Below are 19,169 nucleotides of genomic sequence, written 5' to 3' on the forward strand. Positions count from 1 at the left end.
AATCCTTGCGAAATCAACAAACTGGCCGAGGCGGCGGCGGCACCTTGCGGCTTCGCCACACTTTCCATCCTGCCCTGCCGGTGGTAAGCCCTTGATTCAGAAAGACTCCGGGCGGGTCCTGTTGGAACTCGACCACAAACCCGGCGAACCGGGCCGCGCATTATGGCGGGCCGATGCCTGGTTTGCAATGTTTCCTTGCGAAATCAGAGCTTTGCGAGCTACCGGAGAGTCTAGAGGCGACGGCCGGGGCTTTCGGGCACCAAGCGAGTATCGGGGAGCGACTGCCCGGAATCCCCGGCAGCCGCCCTCGCGGGACTCACTTCTTCTTCGGCGCGATCATCATCACCATCTGCCGGCCCTCCAGCCGCGGACGGGATTCGATCAGGATGTCTTCGCCCAGATCGGTCTCGATCCGGGTCGCCATGTCGCGCCCCAATTCCTGATGGCTCATCTCGCGACCACGGAAACGGATGTTGACCTTGATCTTGTCGCCCTCGGCGAGGAATTCACGCATCTTGCGCAGCTTGATCTGGTAATCGCCCTCGTCCGTGACCGGACGGAACTTCACTTCCTTGATCTCGACCTGGCGGGTCTTCTTCTTCGCCTCGTTGGCCTTCTTCTGCTGTTCGAACTTGAACTTTCCGAAGTCCATGATCTTGCAGACCGGCGGGTCGGCGTTGGGCTGGATCTCGACCAGGTCGAGCTCCTCGTCCTCCGCCATGCGCAGGGCCTCGTCGCGCGTCAGCACGCCGATCATCTCGCCATCACTGCCGATGACGCGCACGCGCGGAACGCGGATCTCGCCGTTGCGCCGATTTTGCTTCGTGTCCGGGGTACTGATTGTGGCTATCTCCAAACATGGGCCCATCTGGGCAGGTTGGTCCGTGATTCCGGAATCACGAACCGTATTCGAACCACTGCGGCGTCAGGCAACGCCTTCCGCACGCAGACGCGCAATGAAGTCATCAACGGCCATGCTGCCGAGGTCTTCCCCACCCCGCGTGCGCACCGACAGCGTGCCGTTGTCCTTCTCGCGATCTCCGATCACCAGCAGGTACGGGACACGCTGCAGCGTGTGCTCGCGGATTTTATAGCCGATTTTTTCATTCCGCAAATCCGAAATCACGCGGAATCCTTGATTCGCAAGGGTTTTCCGAATCTCCTCCGCGGCATCGCCCTGCGCATCGGTGATATTCATCACCACCGCCTGCACCGGCGCCAGCCACGCCGGGAACTGGCCGGCATGGTGCTCGATCAGGATGCCGATGAAACGCTCCATCGAGCCGACGATGGCACGGTGCAGCATCACCGGATGCCGACGCTGGCTGTGTTCATCGACATATTCGGCGCCCAGCCGGCCCGGCATCATGAAGTCGACCTGCATGGTGCCGAGCTGCCAGGTGCGGCCGATCGCATCTTTCAGGTGGTACTCGATCTTAGGCCCGTAGAACGCACCCTCGCCCGGTAATTCCTGCCATTCCACGCCGGAGGCACGCAGGGCATCGCGCAGCGCGGCTTCGGCCTTGTCCCAGGTCGCATCGTCGCCCAGCCGCGAATCCGGGCGCAGCGCGATCTTGATCTGGATGTCGGAAAAACCGAAATCGGAATACACCCTCAGCGCTTGTTCGTGGAACGCGCGCACTTCCGATTCGATCTGGCCCTCGGTGCAGAAGATGTGGCCGTCGTCCTGGGTGAAGCCGCGCACGCGCAGGATGCCGTGCAGCGCGCCCGAGGGTTCATTGCGATGGCAGGCGCCGAACTCGCCATAGCGGATAGGCAGGTCGCGGTAGCTGTGCAAGCCCTGGTTGAACACCTGCACGTGGCCGGGGCAATTCATCGGCTTCACCGCGTACGTCCGCTTCTCGGACTCGGTGAAGAACATGTTGTCCTTGTAGTTGTCCCAGTGGCCGGACTTCTTCCACAAATCCACGTCGAGGATCTGCGGGCAGCGCACCTCGCCATAGCCCGTGGCACGGTACACGCCGCGCATGTATTGCTCGACCACCTGCCAGATGCTCCAGCCCTTCGGATGCCAGAACACCAGCCCCGGCCCTTCTTCCTGCAGATGGAACAGGTCCTGCGCCTTGGCGATCTTGCGGTGGTCGCGCTTCTCCGCCTCTTCCAACTGGGTCAGGTAGGCCTTCAGATCCTTATCGTTGATCCAGGCGGTGCCGTAGATGCGGCTGAGCATCTGGTTGTTGTGGTCGCCGCGCCAGTAGGCACCCGCCACCTTCATCAATTTGAACGCGCGCAGCTTGTCGGTGCCGGGCACGTGCGGGCCACGGCAGAGGTCGGTGAACTCACCTTGGGAATACAGCGACAGCTCCTGATCCGCCGGGATGCTTTCGATGATCTCGGCCTTGTAGGCCTCACCGATCCCCTTGAAGAACGCCACCGCTTCGTCGCGCGATTTCACGCTGCGCGCCAGCGGCAGCGCTTCCTTGACGATCTTGTGCATCTCTGCCTCGATCGCCGGCAGGTCTTCCGGCGTGAACGGGCGCTCATAGGCGAAGTCGTAATAGAAGCCGTTGTCGATCACCGGACCGATGGTCACCTGCGCGCCGGGGAACAGGCGCTGCACGGCCTGCGCCAGCAGGTGGGCGGTGGAATGACGCAGGATGTCCAGCGCCTCCGGCGATTTTTCAGTGACGATGGCCAGTGCAGCGTCGCGTTCGATCACGAAGCTGGCGTCGACCAGCCGGTCATCGACCTTGCCGGCCAAGGTGGACTTGGCCAGCCCGGTACCGATCGAGGCGGCGACATCGGCAACACTGACGGAGTGTTCGAACTGACGGATCGAGCCGTCGGGAAGGGTGATATTGACCATGGCGGTATGTCTCGGAGGCATCCGACTGCAGCCAGCCGGGAAAATCGGATCGCGGATACGAAAAAGGCGCCGAAGCGCCTTTCGATGATCCATCGGGGATCGAAAGCGTCGGCGGATTCAGTGCTGGTCGCTACTAGTGTCCATGTCGCACGCTCGGCCGGCATTGCCGCAGGCCACCTGTTCCTCGATGCACCTTTCACGTCGTGACCACGCCGGAAGCGTGGTGGGCGGTACAGGGTTCGAACCTGTGACCCCTACCATGTCAAGGTAGTGCTCTACCGCTGAGCTAACCGCCCGCAAGGGCGCGAATTGTAGCGTGTTTGCCCGTACGCGGACAAGCACGGTGAAGCCCGCAGTGCCGCTTGGCAACTCGGCGAAGCTGCGCTGCTGTGACGGCGTCCATGACCTATGGCCGACACGGTTCCGAAGCAATCCGTGCCACTATCCCGGCAATCCATCCACGACGGGACCGCCATGAGACTGGCTCGGACGATCGCGGTGGCCACGCTGTTGGCCGCCTCCACCTGCGTGACCGCCGGCACCGGCCCGGCCACCATCAGCGCCCGCGCCCGCGCCGTGCAGGCGCAGGCCATCAACCTGGACACCCATCTCGACACCCCAGGGCTGTTCTCGAATCCGGGCTGGAAGATCACCGACCGCCACTCCTACCAAGTCGACGGATCCCAGGTGGACTACCCGCGCATGGTGGAAGGCGGCCTGGACGGCGGCTTCTGGGTGATCTACACCGGCCAGGGCACCCGCGATGCGGCCGGCAATCGCCAGGCACGCGACGCCGGCCTCAGGCGACTGGCCGAAATCCGCGAGATGGTGGCGGCCAACCCGGACAAGTTCGAACTGGCCACCACCGCCGACGATGCGGCGCGGATCAAGGCCGCCGGTAAAAAGTCGGTCTATATCAGCATGGAAAACGCCTACCCGTTGGAGCAAGACCCAAGCCTGCTGAGCTTCTATTACAAACAAGGCCTGCGCATGCTGTCGCTGGTGCATACCAGCCACAACGATTTCGCCGATTCGGCCGGCATGGGCGTCGCCCCCGCAGGCGAACACGGCGGCTTGAGCGCGCAGGGCAAGGCGTTGATCGCCGAGGCCAACCGTCTCGGCATCCTGATCGACCAGTCGCACGCATCCAACGCCGTCTTCGACCAGATGCTGGAACTGAGCACAGCGCCGATCATCCTTTCGCACAGCGGCGCCTACGATGTCTTCGCGCACTCGCGCAACATCGACGATGCGCGCATCCGCGCGCTGGCTGCGAAAGGCGGCGTGATCCAGGTCAACTCGCTGGGCGGCTACCTGATCGATACCGGCGCCACGCCCGAATACCGCGCCGAGATGCGCAAACTGTGGGAATCGATGGGCAACCCCGATGCCCTGACGCCCGAGCAACGCGCGCAATTCCGCGCGCAGATGGCAGCGCTCGACGGGAAGTACGGCATCCGCAAGGCGGATTTCGACGATTACATGCGCCACCTGCTGCACATCATCGAGGTGGCGGGCTGGGAGCACGTGGGCCTGGGCGCCGACTGGGACGGCGGCGGCGGCGTCATCGGCTACGAGGACATCACCGCGCTGCCGAAGGTGGTGCAAGCCCTGCTGGACGCCGGCTACAGCGACGCGCAGGTGCAAGGCATCCTGGGCGGCAACGTCGTGCGCCTGCTGCGGCAGGTGCAGGCACTGGCCGATCCGCAGGCGGTGAAAGCCGCATTGGAATAAGCGGACCGGCGCACTCGTCCACGCCGCAGGAAGCGTGCGCTGAACCCCACAGACCCGGACAATCCGTCACACCGACAGGGGCCATGCGATGGGATCCGGATTCACGACCCGCCTCGCCACCGGTTCGGACCGGGAGCAAATCTACCGGATTCGGCACGCCGTCTACGCGGAAGAACTCGGCCAGCATCCGCGCAATGCGGAAGGTGCGCTGCGCGACGCGCTGGATGCCGTCAACGACTACATCGTCGTGCTGGAACAGGATCGGGTGGTGGCCTTCGTCGCGATCACCCCGCCCACGGCCGCCACGTTTTCGATCGACAAGTATTTCTCCCGCACGGACCTGCCGATCCGGTTCCATTCCTCCCTGTACGAACTGCGGCTGCTGACCGTCTGCGCCGGGTACCGGCACTCGATGCTTCTGCGGCGGCTGGTCGAAGCCACCTTCGGACACCTGCACGCGCTAGGTGCCACCGAGGCCATCGCGATTGGCCGCCGGGAAATCCTCGAACTCTACGAAGGCCTCGGCTTCCAGCGGCTCGGATTGAGCATTCAGTCCGGACGCGTCAGCTACGAATTGATGTTGATCGATGAAGCCGGCTTCCAGCGCCACGGCGCGCGGCTGCTCCGGACAACGCCCACCCCCGCCGGCCCGGCCGATGCCCAGGTCGCCCCACCCGCCAAGGCCTACCACGGCGGCGCGTTCTTCGAGGCCATCGGCCCACGCTTCGATGCGCTGGACGCAAAAGACGAGGTCATCAGCGCCGACGTGCTGGACGCATGGTTCGATCCGGCACCGGAGGCGGTCGCGGCCATCGGGCAGCATCTGGCCTTCGCGATGCGCACCTCGCCGCCCACCCACGCCGAAGGCGTGCTGGAAACGCTGGCCGAATCCCGCGGATTGCCGCAGGCGCACTTCGCGCTGGGCGCAGGTTCGTCCGATCTGATGTTCCGGGCCATGCGCCTGTGGGTGGGCAAGCACAGCCGGGTGTTGCTGCCGGATCCAACCTATGGCGAATACGGCCATATTCTCGAACACGTGATCGGTTGCGACCTGCAGCGCTTTGCACTGTCGGCGGAGACGGGCTATGCGATCGATCCGCAAGCACTGCGCGCCGAATTCGCCCGCGGCCATGACTGGATTTTCCTGGTCAACCCGAACAGCCCGACCGGCACCACGCTGGATCACGCCACGCTGGCCTCCCTGCTCGAATCCCTGCATCCGGACACCCATCTGTGGCTGGATGAAACCTACGTCGACTACGTCGATCCGGCGATGACGCTGGAACCGCTGGCCGCTGCACATCCGCGGGTGGTGGTCTGCAAATCGCTGTCGAAATGCTATGCGCTTTCGGGGCTGCGCGCGGCCTATCTCTGCAGCAATGCGGAGCGGATTGCGCAGGTGCGGCATATCACGCCGCCGTGGGTGCTCGGCCTGCCAACCCAGATGGCGGTGGTCGCCGCCCTGCGCAATCGCGCTTACTACGAACAGCAATGGGCCGCGACCCGCGTGCTGCGCACGCAGTTGGCGCAGGCGCTGGAGGCCATCGGGATCAACGTGATCGGCGGGCAGGCGAACTTCCTGCTGTGTTCGCTGCGCGATCGGGCCATCACCGCATCGGTGCTGATCGAGCGCTGCCGCCAGCGCAAGCTGTTCCTGCGCAGCCTCGACAACTTCGGCACGCGGATCGACGCGTGGACGTTCCGGATCGCGGTCAAGGATGCGGCGACGAACCGGCGGATGCTGGCGATCATCGCGGAAGCCCTGAAGTCCTCGGGCGAAGCGCTCGACGCGGATTGCAGCACCTGAGCGTGAACCGACGGGCATATCTCGCCGCCGGCCTCCCCGCCGTCAAAGCCCCGCCTCGCGCAGCCGCCGAATCTGATCACGCACCTGCGCCGCCGCCTCGAACTCCAGATCGCGGGCGTGCTGGTGCATTTGCTGTTCCAGCGCATGGATCTTCGCTTCCTGCTCCCGCGGTGACAGGCGCTGGTAGTCCAGCTCCGGCTCGGCCACGCGCTTGAGCTTGCCGCGTCCCTTCAGCTCGCCCGACTCGGCGCGCGCGCCTTCCATCACGTCGCGCACTGCCCGCTGCACCGACTGCGGGGTGATCCCGTGCTCGGCGTTGTAGGCCTGCTGGCGACCGCGGCGGCGGTCGGTTTCGTCGATGGCGATCTTCATCGAACGAGTGATGGAATCGGCGTACAGGATCGCCTTGCCGCGCAGGTTGCGCGCGGCGCGGCCAATGGTCTGGATCAGCGCGCCGCTGCTGCGCAGGAAGCCTTCCTTGTCGGCATCGAGGATGGCCACCAGCGACACCTCGGGCATATCCAGACCCTCACGCAACAGGTTGATGCCGACCAGCACGTCGAACATCCCGAGCCGCAGGTCGCGGATGATTTCCACCCGCTCCACCGTTTCCACGTCCGAGTGCAGGTAGCGCACTTTCACGCCGTGCTCGCCGAGATATTCGGTGAGGTTCTCGGCCATGCGCTTGGTCAGCGTGGTCACCAACACGCGGTCACCCAGCGCCACCCGGTCGTGGATCTCGCCGAGCAGGTCATCGACCTGGGTCGTCACCGGGCGGATCTCGACCTCGGGATCGACCAGCCCGGTCGGGCGCACCACCAACTCGACGACCTCGTCACCGGCCTCGCGCAATTCGTAGGGCCCCGGCGTGGCCGACACATAGACGCTGCGCGGCGCGCGGGCCTCCCATTCCTCGAAACGCAGCGGCCGGTTGTCGAGCGCCGACGGCAGCCGGAACCCGAATTCCACCAGGGTCTCCTTGCGCGAGCGGTCGCCCTTGTACATCGCGCCGATCTGCGGAATGGTGACGTGCGATTCATCGACCACCAGCAGCGCATCGGTGGGCAAGTAGTCGAACAGGGTCGGTGGCGGCTCGCCCTGTTTACGTCCGGTCAGGTGGCGCGAATAGTTTTCAATCCCGCTGCAAAACCCAACTTCCGCCATCATCTCCAGATCGAACTGGGTGCGCTGGCTGAGCCGCTGCACTTCCACCAGTTTGTTCGCCGCATACAGCTGTTCCTGGCGTTCGCGCAATTCTTCCTTGATCGTCCCAACCGCCGCGAGGATGCGTTCACGCGGCGTCGCATAGTGGGTCTTGGGATAGACGACGTAGCGCGGCAGCCGGCGCAGGATCTGCCCGGTCAGCGGATCGAACATCGACAACTGCTCGACCTCGCCATCGAACAACTCGATCCGCAACGCCTCGAGGTCGGATTCGGCCGGGAACACGTCCACGGTTTCCCCGCGCACGCGGAAGGTGCCGCGATCGAGCACCAGCTCGTTGCGGGTGTACTGCAAGGTCGTCAGATGCCGCAGCAGCTCGCGCTGGTCGATGCGATCACCGCGCGACAGGATCAGCCGCATCGCCAGATAGTCTTCCGGCGCGCCGAGGCCATAGATCGCCGACACCGAGGCCACCACGATGGTGTCGCGGCGCGAGAGCAAGGCCTTGGTCGCCGCCAGCCGCATCTGCTCGATATGGTCGTTGATCGAACTGTCCTTCTCGATGAAGGTGTCGGTCGACGGCACGTAGGCTTCGGGCTGGTAGTAGTCGTAATAGCTGACGAAATACTCGACCGCGTTGTGCGGGAAGAACGCCTTGAACTCGCCGTACAACTGCGCCGCCAAGGTCTTGTTGTGCGCCATCACCAGGGTCGGTTTCTGCACCCGCTGGATGACATTGGCCATGGTGAAGGTCTTGCCCGAGCCGGTGACGCCCAGCAACACCTGCTTGGCCAGTCCGTTTTCGAACCCGGCAACGAGCTTCTCGATTGCCTGCGGCTGGTCGCCGGCCGGCTGGTAGGGCGCCGTCAGCTCGAAGCGGTCGGAATGGGTCGAAAGCTCGACGTCGGTGGGCGTGGGGGTGGTCATTTCGTGCACATGCAACGCAACAGCGAAGTGTAGCGCGACGGTCGCGGCGGCTGTCGGTGCGGCAACACCCGAGGCGAACACGGCCGGAAATCCTAGGTCTCGACGCGGCAGCGGCTGATCGGCACCACCGAGGAGCCGCCCTAGCCTGATCACACGCCCTCGGGAGCCTCGCCATGCGTCCTAGCACCGCCGGATTCACACTCATCGAACTGTCCGTCACCACCGCAGTCATCGGCATCCTGGCCAGCATTTCGATCGGGCCGTTCGCCGGCCTGCTGGAACATCGGCGCGCAACCGCTGCGATCGAGTCGCTGGAATCGCACCTCGCGCTGGCCCGGATGGCGGCCATCTCGCGCAACCATGCCGCCATCGTCTGCCCCAGCCGAGATGGATTGCGCTGCAGCGGCGGCATGGACTGGAGCAGCGGATGGATGGTCTATGTCGACACCAACCGCGATCGCCAACCGGGTCCCGGCGACGACATCCTGCGCACCGACCTGCACGCCGACGACGGCACCCTGCGCATCACCAGCAGCAATGGCCGTCAACGGCTGGTCTATCAAAGCGATGGCACCAGTGGAGGCAGCAACATCACGATCTCGATCTGCGGCCGCAGCAACACCCTGCTCGGCCAGGTCATCGTCAACAACATCGGCCGCGCCCGCAGCGTCCGCCCATCCGCTCCCACGTCGTGCCCGGCGTGAGTCCCGCCCGCCGCGGCGCAAGCGTTGCCTGCCTGCGCCAGCCCGACCCGCACCGCGGCTCCCAGATGAACACCAGTGCTTGCCCCGCGACGGACGCCCCGACTACAATGCGCGTCCCCCGCCCGAATAGCTCAGCCGGTTAGAGCACTTGACTGTTAATCAGGGGGTCGTTGGTTCGAGTCCAACTTCGGGCGCCAAGAAATTCAAGGACTTAGCTTCGCGGCTAGGTCCTTTTTCTTTTGGCAGGTGCAGTTTCAGTACAAGGCCGAAACGGAGCACCTCGTGGCGAAGCCGATCAAGACTGAATCTTGGCCCAACTGGCACCCGAAGACGAAGCTGAGTTCGCACCGCCTGTGTGCGCATGGGAGCGACGGCGGCGATTGATGCTTTCCAATTGATGGTGGCGATGTGCGTCGGCACGCCTGAGCGTCCTGAGTCTGACATTTGACTTGCGCCTCCCGTACGGTAATATTCCGTACAAGGAGAACCGCCATGACTACTGCTGCCGCCCGCCTCGACCTGCGCCTGAACCCCACCGACAAGGCGCGGATTTCCCGTGCCGCCGACCTGCGCGGCGTGCCGCTATCCGCCTTCGTGCGCGATGCGGTGTTGCGCGAAGCCGAAAGCGTGATGGCTGCCGAACTGACCGTCACCCTATCGGCGGAAGAATCCCGGCGCTTCCTGAAGGCGCTGGATGCCCCCTTCCAGCCCAATGCCAAGCTGAAGAAGGCCATGGCCGACGCAGCCCGTCTCGCCAAGCCGCGCTGACACCCGCCCGTGGCGTTGCATCTCACGCTGCTCGACGGTCGCCTGCACGATCGCGCTGGCTTCACTTGTGGCGTGCCGAGCCTGGACACCTACCTGCGCGAGCAGGCCGGGCAACACCAGCGCAACGGCATTGCCACCACCCATGTGCTGGTCGACGCCGCCCAACCACGGCACATCCTGGGCTATTGCAGCCTCGCCGCAGCGCAACTGAACCTGAGCGAGTTGCAACCGGCAGACCGCAAGCGGCTCCCCACCTACCCGGTGCCCGCCGTCCGCATGGCAAGGCTGGCCGTCTCAGCCGGTGCGCATGGCCACCGCTATGGTCGGCTTCTGGTCGGCCACGCCGCCAACTGCGCCAGTGCCCTGCGCGAAACGCTCGGCGTGCGGGTGCTGCTGGTCGATGCACTGGACGTGAAAGCCGCCCGTTTCTATCGCGCCTATGGCTTCCGGGAAGCCATGGCGAATTCGCATACGTTGTATTTGCCGTTGGGGAAATTGATTGCGCCGTGAGTATCGCGAGCGCGTCAATGCGAATTGATTGATTTGAGGGGGAGTCATGCCGCGCATTTTCGACAACATTGATAAGTCACTCTTTCCTGCATTGCAGGACACGCTGAAGGTCTAGAACAACCCAGCCGGTGCCGACTTCACCGCGCGGGCATCGGCAAGCCGTGTGATCCGTGCATTGTGTTCGATCAGGTCGGCGCATTCGGCGACGAACACGCCCATCTGCCCGACCTTGAACTCGACCCACAGCATCGGCAGCTCCGGCAGCAATGCCACCAGTGCGCGCTCGGCTTCGCCCACTTCGCACACCAGCAGGCCGTCTTCGGTCAGGTGCAGGGGCGCGTCGCGCAGGATTTGGAGCACGATGTCGAGGCCGTCGTCGCCGGCGCGCAGGCCGAGTTCGGGCTCATGCGCGTACTCGCGCGGCAGGGCGTCGGTTTCGGCATTGGTGACGTAGGGCGGGTTGCTGACGATCAGGTCGTAGCGTTCGCCGGGCAGGTTGGAATACAGGTCCGACTGCACGAAGCGGACGTTGCGCACCAGCAGCCGCGCTTCGTTCTCGTGGGCCAGCGCCAGCGCGTCGACGCTGAGATCGGCGCCATCGACATGCCAGTCCGGGTTGTAGTGGGCCATCGCGATGGCGATGCAGCCGGAGCCGGTGCACAGGTCGAGCGCGCGGCGCACGTCGCGGTCGCCCAGCCAGGGCTGGAAGCCGGCTTCGATCATCTCGGCGATCGGCGAGCGCGGCACCAGCGCGCGGGGGTCGCTCTTGAAGCTCAGCCCGGCAAACCAAGCCTCGCCGGTGAGGTAGGCCGCTGGCACGCGCTCTTCGATCCGGCGCAAAAACAGGCCGAGCACGTCTTCTTTCTCGGCCTCGGTGATGCGCGCATTGCCGTACACCGGCGACAGGTCGTGCGGCAGGTGCAGGGCGTGCAGGGTGAGCTGGGTGGCCTCGTCCAGCGCGTTATCGAAGCCGTGACCGAAGGTCAGCCCGGCCGCGTTGAAGCGGCTGGCGCCGTAGCGGATCAGGTCGATGATGGTCTGCAATTCCTGGGACATGGGCCCGATCCGATCATGGAGAAAGCAGTATACCGGCCGCACGCAGGTATCATCGCGGTCCCGGATCCTGCTCGCCCGCATGCCGAAACGCACTGCCCTCCTGCTGCTCGCCGCTGCTCTTTCAGCCGCACTCGGCTTCATTGCAGCACGCCTGCTGTTCCATGCGCCCGCGCCTGTGACGCTGCCCGCGCCGAATGCCATCACCCTGCTGCCTTCACCGCGCACCCTGCCCGGCTTCGCCCTCCGGCAGGCCAGCGGCGCACCGCTCACCCAGGACACACTGAAGGGTCACTGGACCGTGGTCTTCCTCGGTTTCACTCACTGCCCGGATGTCTGCCCAACCACGCTGGCGCAACTGTCCACCGCACAGAAGCAGTGGGCGGCATTGCCGGCGGCCACGCGGCCGCGGGTGCTGTTCGTGTCGGCCGATCCGGAACGTGATACGCCCGAGTTGGTGGCGGGTTACGCCCATGCCTTCCACAAGGATTCGCTGGCGGCCACCGCGCCGGCGCCGGACCTGCAACACTTTGCCCGTTCGTTGTCGCTGGTGTTCATGAAGGTGCCCGGCACCAGCGGCCGACCCGATGACTACAGCATCGATCACTCCGCCACGCTGGTGCTGCTGGACCCGCAGGCACGGATGGCGGGGGTGGTCACGCCGCCGTTCGACATCAAGGGCCTTGCCGACGACCTCACGACGTTGACCCCGGCCAACCCATGAACGCACTGACCGCCCTCACCTATGTCCTGCCGCACCGCCTGCTGTCCTCGCTGGCACGACGGCTGGCCTATTCCCGCAACCGTCCACTGAAACAGTGGTTGATCGACACCGTCACCCGCAAATTCGGCGTTGACCTCTCGGAAGCGGCACAGCCCGATCCCACCGCCTATCCAAGTTTCAACGCCTTCTTCACCCGCGCGTTGAAGCCCGGCGTGCGCACGCCCGATCCCGATTCGAATGCCCTGCTGATGCCCGCCGATGGCCACATCAGCCAATGCGGACCGATTGTCGATGGCCGCATTTTCCAGGCCAAGGGGCAGAGTTTCACCGCCGCCGAACTGCTGGGCAGCGAAGCCGATGCCGAACCGTTCCACGATGGCGTGTTCGCCACCGTCTATCTTTCGCCGCGCGATTACCACCGCGTACACATGCCCTGGACCGGCACGCTGCGTGAAACCGTGCACGTGCCGGGACGCCTGTTTTCGGTCGGCACCGACGCGGTGGCCAGCGTGCCACGCGTGTTCGCACGCAATGAACGGCTGGCCTGTCATTTCGATACCGACTTCGGCCCGATGGTTCAGGTGATGGTCGGCGCGCTGTTGGTTTCGGGCGTGGAAACCGTGTGGAGTGGCGTGGAAATTCCCGCCTATGCCGATGCCGTCACCCGCAAGGACTGGCGCGGCAAGGGCATCACCCTGGAGCGCTTCGACGAAATGGCGCGCTTCAACTACGGCAGCACGGTCATCACTCTGCTGCCGAAGGGCGTGGCCGCGCTGGATCCCGCACTTGCTGCGGAAACCCCAGTGCGGCTGGGCCAGCGGCTGGCACTGCTGCGCTAGACGACTGCATCAGCGCATGGCGCTCACCACCACATCACTGCCTTCGCGGGTCAGGGTGATGTAGGTAGTCTCACCCGCCGATTTCTCCACCCGCAAGGTTTCAGGCACCTTGACGAAACGCAGGTGGTGGGTGGTCGTGTGGCTGCTGGTGGCTTCGCCGCCCTTGGCATCCTTGCACCAGACCAGCAGGGACGATGCTGCACTGAACTGAATGTCATATGCCTTCGTGCAGCCTTCCGGAAACCCGTTGGGAATGTGCTCGAGAACAATCGTCGAGCCGCCAAACCGGCGAAGCTGGGACGCACTCTCCTCGACGTCACCGGCAAGGCGGGTGGCGGCATCCGTACAGCCGCCCAACGCCAGGATCAACGCCAGTGCAGTCGGCCAGCGAAGTGGCTGGAGTCGCATCAGCATGGCAATCCCCTCCGAAACGAATGGAACCGTTCAACCCTTGCAGCCCTTCAACACCAGCGTCTGCCCGGGATGGATCGCATACCGCGGCGACCTCAGTCCGTTGGAACGCGCCAGCGTGGGCAGGGTGCAACGGTACTTCCTTGCAATCTCCTGCAAACTCTCGCCTCGCCTGACCCGGTGCTGCCGTGGTTTGGGTGCGGCCCGTGACGGTGCCGGAGTCGGTTCTTGGCTCGGCGAAGGCGTCGCTGGCGGCGACGATGCGTTGACTGGATCCCCAACCCGCACGATCGCCGCATTGACATCGCTGGCCACCAACTCCCTGGCCATCTCGACCCTTGACCCGCTGCGACAGTGCAGCCTGTACAGCCAAGCAATGCGCGCAGTTGCGTTGAGTGTCGTTCCAACAGGCAAGGTCGTTGCTGGTGCCCAACGCGGATTGAGGTTGCGCAAGGCGCGCAGGTAGCCATCGCGCGAGCCGTAGTTGCCGAGGCAGATCGTCAACTCGTACAACGATGCCGGCTGGACCAACTGGACCGTGGCCGGACGCACGCTCACCCGCGGCCAGCGAATCCCGTAATCCTTCGGATGCAGGTACAGCCACGCAGCGGCGATCACCATCGGCACGTAGTCCTTGGTCTCGGCCGGGAACTGGCTGTACACATCCGAATCCCAGAAGCTCCGGCCACCGGTGGCCTGGAACACCCGCAGCGCACGTCCTTCGCCGCCGTTGTATCCAGCCAGCGCCAATTCGATGCTGCTGTTGAGTTGGGCCAGGCGTTCGGAGAGGAATTCCGCCGCTGCATCGGCCGATGCACGCGGGTCGTATCGGGTGTCGAATCCGGTGCCGTCATCGCCCAAGCCGAAGCGCCTGCCAGTGGCTGGCATGAACTGCAGCGGGCCCACCGCACCAGCGCGCGAGCCGACGTGGACTTTACCGTTGGACTCCTTGGCCATGATCCCGAACAACAGCGCTTCCGGAAGGCCACGCTGCCTGAACGCCGGCGACATCAGGTGCTGCATGTAGCGGTAGTTCTCGTAACTGTCCATCAGTGATGGCCGTAGATCGGTCAACCAGCGCTTGATGCCAGCCTGCACCGCCGGGTTGAATTGCACCGTGCGAACGAAACGACGCCCCTCCTCGCTGAGCAACACGTTGGCGCTGGCTTCATCAGGAACGTCAGTGCCAGCCAGCTCGCCTTCGTCGATCGGGTCACCGCTGGATTCATCTCCGGCAAGGTTTTCCGCATTGGCCTTCAACAGGCGCTCATACGCCTCCAGCATGTCCGCCACCACGCAGCCCCGCTGCTTCGCACAGTCACCGACGACCGCCTGCATGTCGGCAAGTGCTTGTTGTGCAGCCTTGGATCCAGCGTCCTCATCCTCCATCGCCTGGGCGTCACGGTAGCGATTTTCCGCCGCTGCCATCCGTTGCTGCAATACGGCAATTGCGGCTTGGTCACTGCGAGAACTCGCCTGGGCAACCGGCGCCGTGGTCGTGGCGGCCAGCACCAAACTCAGGATGAAGGCTGTGCAAAAGGATCGACCCGTCATTACGCGGCCTTGGGGCATTGAAGAGGATGCAGGGTAGCCGTGGGCATGATGCACTGGCAACCGCCATCGGTCCCATGCCGTAGGCCTGGAATCGCATTAGAATCAGACCGGTCACCGAACGTTGACTGACCCGAAGCGCGCCATGGACCCAATACTCGTCGGCAAGGCCATCACCACCGATGCAGGCGGCAGCGTCGTGCTGTTGCCCGGCTACGGCAACCGCCACGGCTTGGTCGCCGGCGCCACCGGCACCGGCAAGACGGTGACCCTGATGACACTGGCCGAAGGATTTTCCCGCCTCGGCGTGCCGGTGTTCATGGCCGACGTCAAAGGCGATGTGGCCGGCCTCGCTGTTCCCGGCACCAGCAGTGACAAGCTGCAGCAACGGGTCGAACGCATCGGCGTCAGTGGCTACCGCAACGAAGCGGCACCCGTGGTGTTCTGGGACCTGTGGGGCAAGCTCGGGCACCCGGTGCGCACCACAGTCAGCGAGATCGGCCCCACCCTGCTTGGGCGCATCCTCGAACTCAATGACACCCAAAGCGGCGTGCTGGACATCCTGTTCAAGCTCGCCGACGACCGCGGCCTGCTGCTGCTCGACCTCGCCGACCTGCGTGCCCTGCTCGGTCTGATCGCCGAGGAACGGCAGGACGTTTCGACCAGTTACGGCTTGGTCAGCACCCAATCCATCGCTGCCATCCAGCGCGCCCTGCTGCGGCTGGATCAGGAAGGTGCCGAGATGTTCTTCGGCGAGCCGGCGCTGGAATTGGCCGACCTGATGCGCACCACCTACGACGGCCGCGGCGTGGTCAACATCCTCGCCGCCGACCAGCTGATCCTGAAGCCGCGCCTGTATTCCAGCTTCCTGCTGTGGCTGCTCTCGGAACTGTTTGAAACCCTGCCGGAAGTGGGCGATCTGGAAAAACCCAAGCTGGTGTTCGTGTTCGACGAAGCACACCTGCTGTTCGACGATGCACCGCCCGCGCTGCAGCAACGCATCGAGCAAGTGGTGCGGCTGATCCGCTCCAAGGGCGTGGGCGTGTATTTCTGTTCGCAGTTCCCGGATGACGTGCCGGACAACGTGCTCGGCCAGCTCGGCAACCGCGTCCAGCACGCATTGCGTGCCTACACGCCGCGCGACCAGAAAGCAGTCAAGACCGCAGCGGAAACCTTCGTCGCCAATCCCGCGCTCGACGTGGCCCAGGCCATCGGCCAGCTCGGGGTCGGTGAGGCCCTGGTGTCGATGCTGCTGGACAAGGGCGTGCCGATGCCGGTGGAAAAGACCCTGATCGCACCGCCGCGCTGCCGAATGGGCGCGATCACCGAGGCCGAACGCGCACAGGTGCGCGCCAGCAGCCCCGTGGGTGGCAAGTACGACACCGCGATCGACCGCGATTCCGCCGCAGAACGACTGGCCCAGAAAGCCGATGCAAAGACCGAGCAGGCGCAGGCCCCGGCCGCCAAGACCGCGGCACAGGAAGACCCGAACGAGCACGGCTTCGGCGGTGCGGTGAAGGACGCGCTGTTCGGCACCAAACGGCGGCAAGGTATGATCGAGACCATGGCCAAGCAGACCGCACGCACGGTTGGCAGCCAGGTCGGTCGGCAGATCATGCGCGGGATCCTCGGCGGTATTTTCGGCGGCAAGCGTTGACCTGATCGGCACCCAATCTTTACCCAGGAGTTCCCCATGATTCGCAAGCTTTCATTGGCCGTGGCAGTGGGATTGGCCACCCTTGCGCTCGCAGGTTGCAAGAAGCCGGCGAACGAACAGGACACCCTGCTGCAGGAAGCGCGCGAAGCGGGCGACGCCGTACCGGCGGGCAACACGCCAGCAACCGCAGCGCCGGTCGCGGACCTGCAGCAGGTTCCGGACGTGCCGACCGTGGCCGAACCGCCCCCCGCCACTTTCGCGGGCAATTACCAAGGCCCGATCTCATGCCAGGGCTGCGGCAGCGACACCGCCACCTTGACGCTCAACGTCGACGGCAGTTACACGGTCAAGCGCAGCGGCAACAACCCGGGCAACACCGGCAACTGGACTTCCGAAGAAGGTGGCAAGCGCCTGCGCTTGGACCCGATCCGCAAGGAAGACGGGAGCCAGTTGTGGGCGGTCAGCACCAAGGACACGCTGACACGGCTGGATGACGACGGCACGCCGCTGGCCCGCAACGTGACGCCGGACGTGCTGACGCGCGCGCGCTGACGGATCGCGCCGTTCCCGCCTTAGCACGCGCCCGGCTTCGCCTGCCCCGCAGCGGCCCATGCCGCAGCCACCGCCACGCCCCGTCCCCGTCATGACTTCGCCTTGGCAGTCCCCGGGCGAGATCCTGCTCTACCCGCTGCGCGGCGCGGCATTGCTGAGCCTGATCGTCCTGACCGCGTTCGGCATGCTGGGGTGGCTGCCCGGAGCCGGCGGGCTGTTCGTGATCGTGGCGTATTTCTCCGGTTACTACTACGCCTTCGAAATCCTGCTGCGGACTGCCCACGGCCACAACGATTCGCCGGCTGTTGCCATCGAGGCGCAGACCGGCGCGGTCTGGCGCCTGCTCAGCCTGCTGCTGTTGTTGTTGGTCGCCGTCAGGTTCGCCATGGAGAAGGACATGGCCCCGGCCGGGGTGCTGGTGCTGGCGCTGTTTGCCCTCATCCAGCCCTGCCTCCTGGCCTCCCTGGCGATGGGCGCCGGTTTGCTGGAAGCACTCAACCCAGCCAACACACTGCGCATGATCGGGCGCATCGGTGCGAGTTATTTTCTCATCGCCCTCGCATTGTTCATCTTCCAACTGGCTGCCCTGCTTTCGGGCAGGCTGCTGGCATCGCTGCTGCCGGTATTCCTTGCCTCATTGCTGGTCGATGCGCTGTTCTACTGGGGCTTGTTCGCCAGCTTCCATTTGCTGGGGCGCGTGATGTACCAGCACCACGGCCGCCTCGGCTACACGCCATCCGCGCATGAGGACACGCTGCCCACCTTGCAGGATCGCGACCAGCACCTGTTGGAGCGCGTGGACACGCACGTCGCGGAAGGCGACATGGCCGGTGCGATCGTCGTGCTGCGTGACGAAATCCGCGAGCACACGGTGACGATGGCCGTGCACGAGCGCTACCGGCAACTGCTGCGCCAAGCCGGTGATGGCGAAGCACTGGACGAGCACGCCGGCCGGTCCATCGCCATGCTGGCGCATGACAAGCAGGACCATGCCGCCTTGGCCCTGCTGCTCGAAGCGGTGCGCGACAATCCCGCGTTCGCACGACTCGATCCCGGGCATGGGGAATGGCTGGCGCAACGGGCGCTGGACCTTGGCATGTTCCGGCTGGCCGTGGATGCGTGGCGATCGATGTTGCGGATCGATCCGCGCCATCCGAATGCAGTGGAATGGGCCTTGCGCGCTACACAACTGCTGCACGAGCGATTCAATGATCTCGCTGCCGCGCGCGACACCCTGCTCTCTGCGCGCGCCGGGCTGCGGGACGCGTCCGCCATCGCCCGCATCGATGCGGCGATCCAGTCGCTGCCGAGCGCATGAGCCGCTGGCGACCACCCGCCGCGGCAAGCACCGCGCTGATCACCCGCGCCGGGCATGATCGGCTGAAAGCCGAACTGGATGAACTCTGGCGCGTGCGTCGTCCCGAGGTGGTGAAAGCGTTATCGGCCGCCGCCGCAGAAGGCGATCGTTCGGAAAACGCCGAGTACATCTATCGCAAGAAGCAGTTGGGCGAGATCGACCGCCGCGTGCGTTACATCAGCAAGCGGCTGGAGGTACTTAAAGTTGTGGACGCCGCGCCGAGCGACCCGTCTGCAGTGTTTTTCGGTGCCGTCGTGGAACTGGAAAACATCGACAGCGGTGACAGCGTGACCTACCGCATCGTCGGCCCCGACGAAACCGATGCGAAGCTGGGCTGGATCAGCATCGACGCACCGCTGGCACGCGTCATGCTGAAGAAGCGCGTGGACGATGAATTCGAGGCCCAGCTACCGGGCGGCAAAGCCAGCTTCGTGATCGTGGCAGTGCGCTACCGCGACTGACCGTCTCCCGTCTCCCTTCTCCCTCCGGGAGAAGGTGCCCGCAGAGCCTGCCCCCGCGAAGGCGGGGGCGGATGAGGGTGTGGCACGGGCATCGGCACCGCAGGCCCCATACCTTCACCTCAA

The 19,169-nt window shown here is 64.9% G+C and carries 17 protein-coding genes and 2 tRNA genes; 12 read left to right on the top strand and 7 right to left on the bottom strand.

Going from position 1 to position 19,169, the window contains the following annotated elements:
* Nucleotides 1-316: 316 nt before the first annotated feature.
* The 3 genes from infC to IT472_RS00260 all read right to left on the bottom strand — a co-directional run bounded on the left by infC (nucleotide 317) and on the right by IT472_RS00260 (nucleotide 3,123).
* Entirely contained in the window at nucleotides 317-868 is a 552-nt protein-coding gene (gene infC, locus IT472_RS00250) for a translation initiation factor IF-3 (RefSeq protein WP_297176605.1), read from the bottom strand.
* Nucleotides 869-925: 57 nt separating this feature from the next.
* Nucleotides 926-2,827 (bottom strand): threonine--tRNA ligase, encoded by a 1,902-nt coding sequence (gene thrS / locus IT472_RS00255; RefSeq protein WP_297176608.1) that lies wholly within the window; start codon nucleotides 2,825-2,827, stop codon nucleotides 926-928.
* 221 nt (nucleotides 2,828-3,048) lie between these two features.
* A tRNA-Val gene (locus IT472_RS00260) sits at nucleotides 3,049-3,123 on the bottom strand.
* Nucleotides 3,124-3,301: 178 nt separating this feature from the next.
* Here IT472_RS00260 and IT472_RS00265 point away from each other — a divergent pair.
* Nucleotides 3,302-4,561 carry a dipeptidase gene (locus tag IT472_RS00265; protein ID WP_297176611.1) on the top strand — a complete coding sequence of 420 codons (1,260 nt, stop codon included), beginning with the start codon at nucleotides 3,302-3,304 and terminating at the stop codon, nucleotides 4,559-4,561.
* An 88-nt stretch (nucleotides 4,562-4,649) separates the two neighbouring features.
* Complete coding sequence (locus IT472_RS00270) at nucleotides 4,650-6,368, top strand: histidinol-phosphate transaminase (RefSeq protein WP_297176614.1); 1,719 nt, start codon at nucleotides 4,650-4,652, stop codon at nucleotides 6,366-6,368.
* A gap of 42 nt (nucleotides 6,369-6,410) precedes the next feature.
* Here IT472_RS00270 and uvrB read toward each other — a convergent pair whose 3' ends face one another.
* Nucleotides 6,411-8,459, bottom strand: coding sequence for an excinuclease ABC subunit UvrB (uvrB, locus tag IT472_RS00275; protein WP_297176617.1), 2,049 nt, complete (start codon nucleotides 8,457-8,459; stop codon nucleotides 6,411-6,413).
* A gap of 173 nt (nucleotides 8,460-8,632) precedes the next feature.
* On the opposite strand from uvrB, the gene IT472_RS00280 reads away from it, so the two are divergent.
* From IT472_RS00280 to IT472_RS00295, 4 genes are all read left to right on the top strand, one after another.
* Nucleotides 8,633-9,163, top strand: coding sequence for a GspH/FimT family pseudopilin (locus tag IT472_RS00280; RefSeq protein ID WP_297176620.1), 531 nt, complete (start codon nucleotides 8,633-8,635; stop codon nucleotides 9,161-9,163).
* A gap of 120 nt (nucleotides 9,164-9,283) precedes the next feature.
* Nucleotides 9,284-9,360 (top strand) — tRNA-Asn (locus IT472_RS00285).
* A gap of 295 nt (nucleotides 9,361-9,655) precedes the next feature.
* A complete protein-coding gene (locus tag IT472_RS00290) occupies nucleotides 9,656-9,931 on the top strand; it encodes a DUF1778 domain-containing protein (protein ID WP_297176623.1) in 276 nt (91 codons plus the stop codon).
* Nucleotides 9,932-9,940: 9 nt separating this feature from the next.
* Nucleotides 9,941-10,441, top strand: coding sequence for a GNAT family N-acetyltransferase (locus IT472_RS00295; protein WP_297176626.1), 501 nt, complete (start codon nucleotides 9,941-9,943; stop codon nucleotides 10,439-10,441).
* 111 nt (nucleotides 10,442-10,552) lie between these two features.
* Here IT472_RS00295 and prmB read toward each other — a convergent pair whose 3' ends face one another.
* On the bottom strand, nucleotides 10,553-11,497 hold the full coding sequence (gene prmB, locus IT472_RS00300) for a 50S ribosomal protein L3 N(5)-glutamine methyltransferase (RefSeq protein ID WP_297176629.1): 945 nt from the start codon (nucleotides 11,495-11,497) through the stop codon (nucleotides 10,553-10,555).
* 79 nt (nucleotides 11,498-11,576) lie between these two features.
* Between prmB and IT472_RS00305 the strand changes: the two genes are divergently transcribed.
* Nucleotides 11,577-12,218, top strand: coding sequence for an SCO family protein (locus IT472_RS00305; RefSeq protein ID WP_297176632.1), 642 nt, complete (start codon nucleotides 11,577-11,579; stop codon nucleotides 12,216-12,218).
* Nucleotides 12,215-13,057 carry an archaetidylserine decarboxylase gene (gene asd, locus IT472_RS00310; RefSeq protein ID WP_297176635.1) on the top strand — a complete coding sequence of 281 codons (843 nt, stop codon included), beginning with the start codon at nucleotides 12,215-12,217 and terminating at the stop codon, nucleotides 13,055-13,057. The genes IT472_RS00305 and asd overlap by 4 nt, the downstream gene beginning before the upstream one ends.
* Before the next feature lie 9 nt (nucleotides 13,058-13,066).
* Here asd and IT472_RS00315 read toward each other — a convergent pair whose 3' ends face one another.
* Both IT472_RS00315 and IT472_RS00320 read right to left on the bottom strand, forming a co-directional pair.
* A complete protein-coding gene (locus tag IT472_RS00315) occupies nucleotides 13,067-13,471 on the bottom strand; it encodes a hypothetical protein (protein ID WP_297176638.1) in 405 nt (134 codons plus the stop codon).
* Nucleotides 13,472-13,501: 30 nt separating this feature from the next.
* Complete coding sequence (locus IT472_RS00320; RefSeq protein WP_297176641.1) at nucleotides 13,502-15,022, bottom strand: transglycosylase SLT domain-containing protein; 1,521 nt, start codon at nucleotides 15,020-15,022, stop codon at nucleotides 13,502-13,504.
* A gap of 142 nt (nucleotides 15,023-15,164) precedes the next feature.
* Between IT472_RS00320 and IT472_RS00325 the strand changes: the two genes are divergently transcribed.
* The 4 genes from IT472_RS00325 (at nucleotide 15,165) to greB (ending at nucleotide 19,046) form a co-directional block, all read left to right on the top strand.
* Nucleotides 15,165-16,676, top strand: coding sequence for a helicase HerA-like domain-containing protein (locus IT472_RS00325; protein ID WP_297176644.1), 1,512 nt, complete (start codon nucleotides 15,165-15,167; stop codon nucleotides 16,674-16,676).
* A 36-nt stretch (nucleotides 16,677-16,712) separates the two neighbouring features.
* Nucleotides 16,713-17,228, top strand: coding sequence for a copper resistance protein NlpE N-terminal domain-containing protein (locus IT472_RS00330; RefSeq protein ID WP_297176646.1), 516 nt, complete (start codon nucleotides 16,713-16,715; stop codon nucleotides 17,226-17,228).
* A gap of 91 nt (nucleotides 17,229-17,319) precedes the next feature.
* On the top strand, nucleotides 17,320-18,546 hold the full coding sequence (locus IT472_RS00335; protein WP_297176650.1) for a hypothetical protein: 1,227 nt from the start codon (nucleotides 17,320-17,322) through the stop codon (nucleotides 18,544-18,546).
* Nucleotides 18,543-19,046, top strand: coding sequence for a transcription elongation factor GreB (gene greB / locus IT472_RS00340; protein ID WP_297176653.1), 504 nt, complete (start codon nucleotides 18,543-18,545; stop codon nucleotides 19,044-19,046). Before IT472_RS00335 ends, greB begins: the two co-directional genes overlap by 4 nt.
* Nucleotides 19,047-19,169: the final 123 nt, after the last annotated feature.

Origin of the sequence: Thermomonas sp., from assembly GCF_020850895.1 — a bacterium.
Classification (GTDB): domain Bacteria; phylum Pseudomonadota; class Gammaproteobacteria; order Xanthomonadales; family Xanthomonadaceae; genus Thermomonas.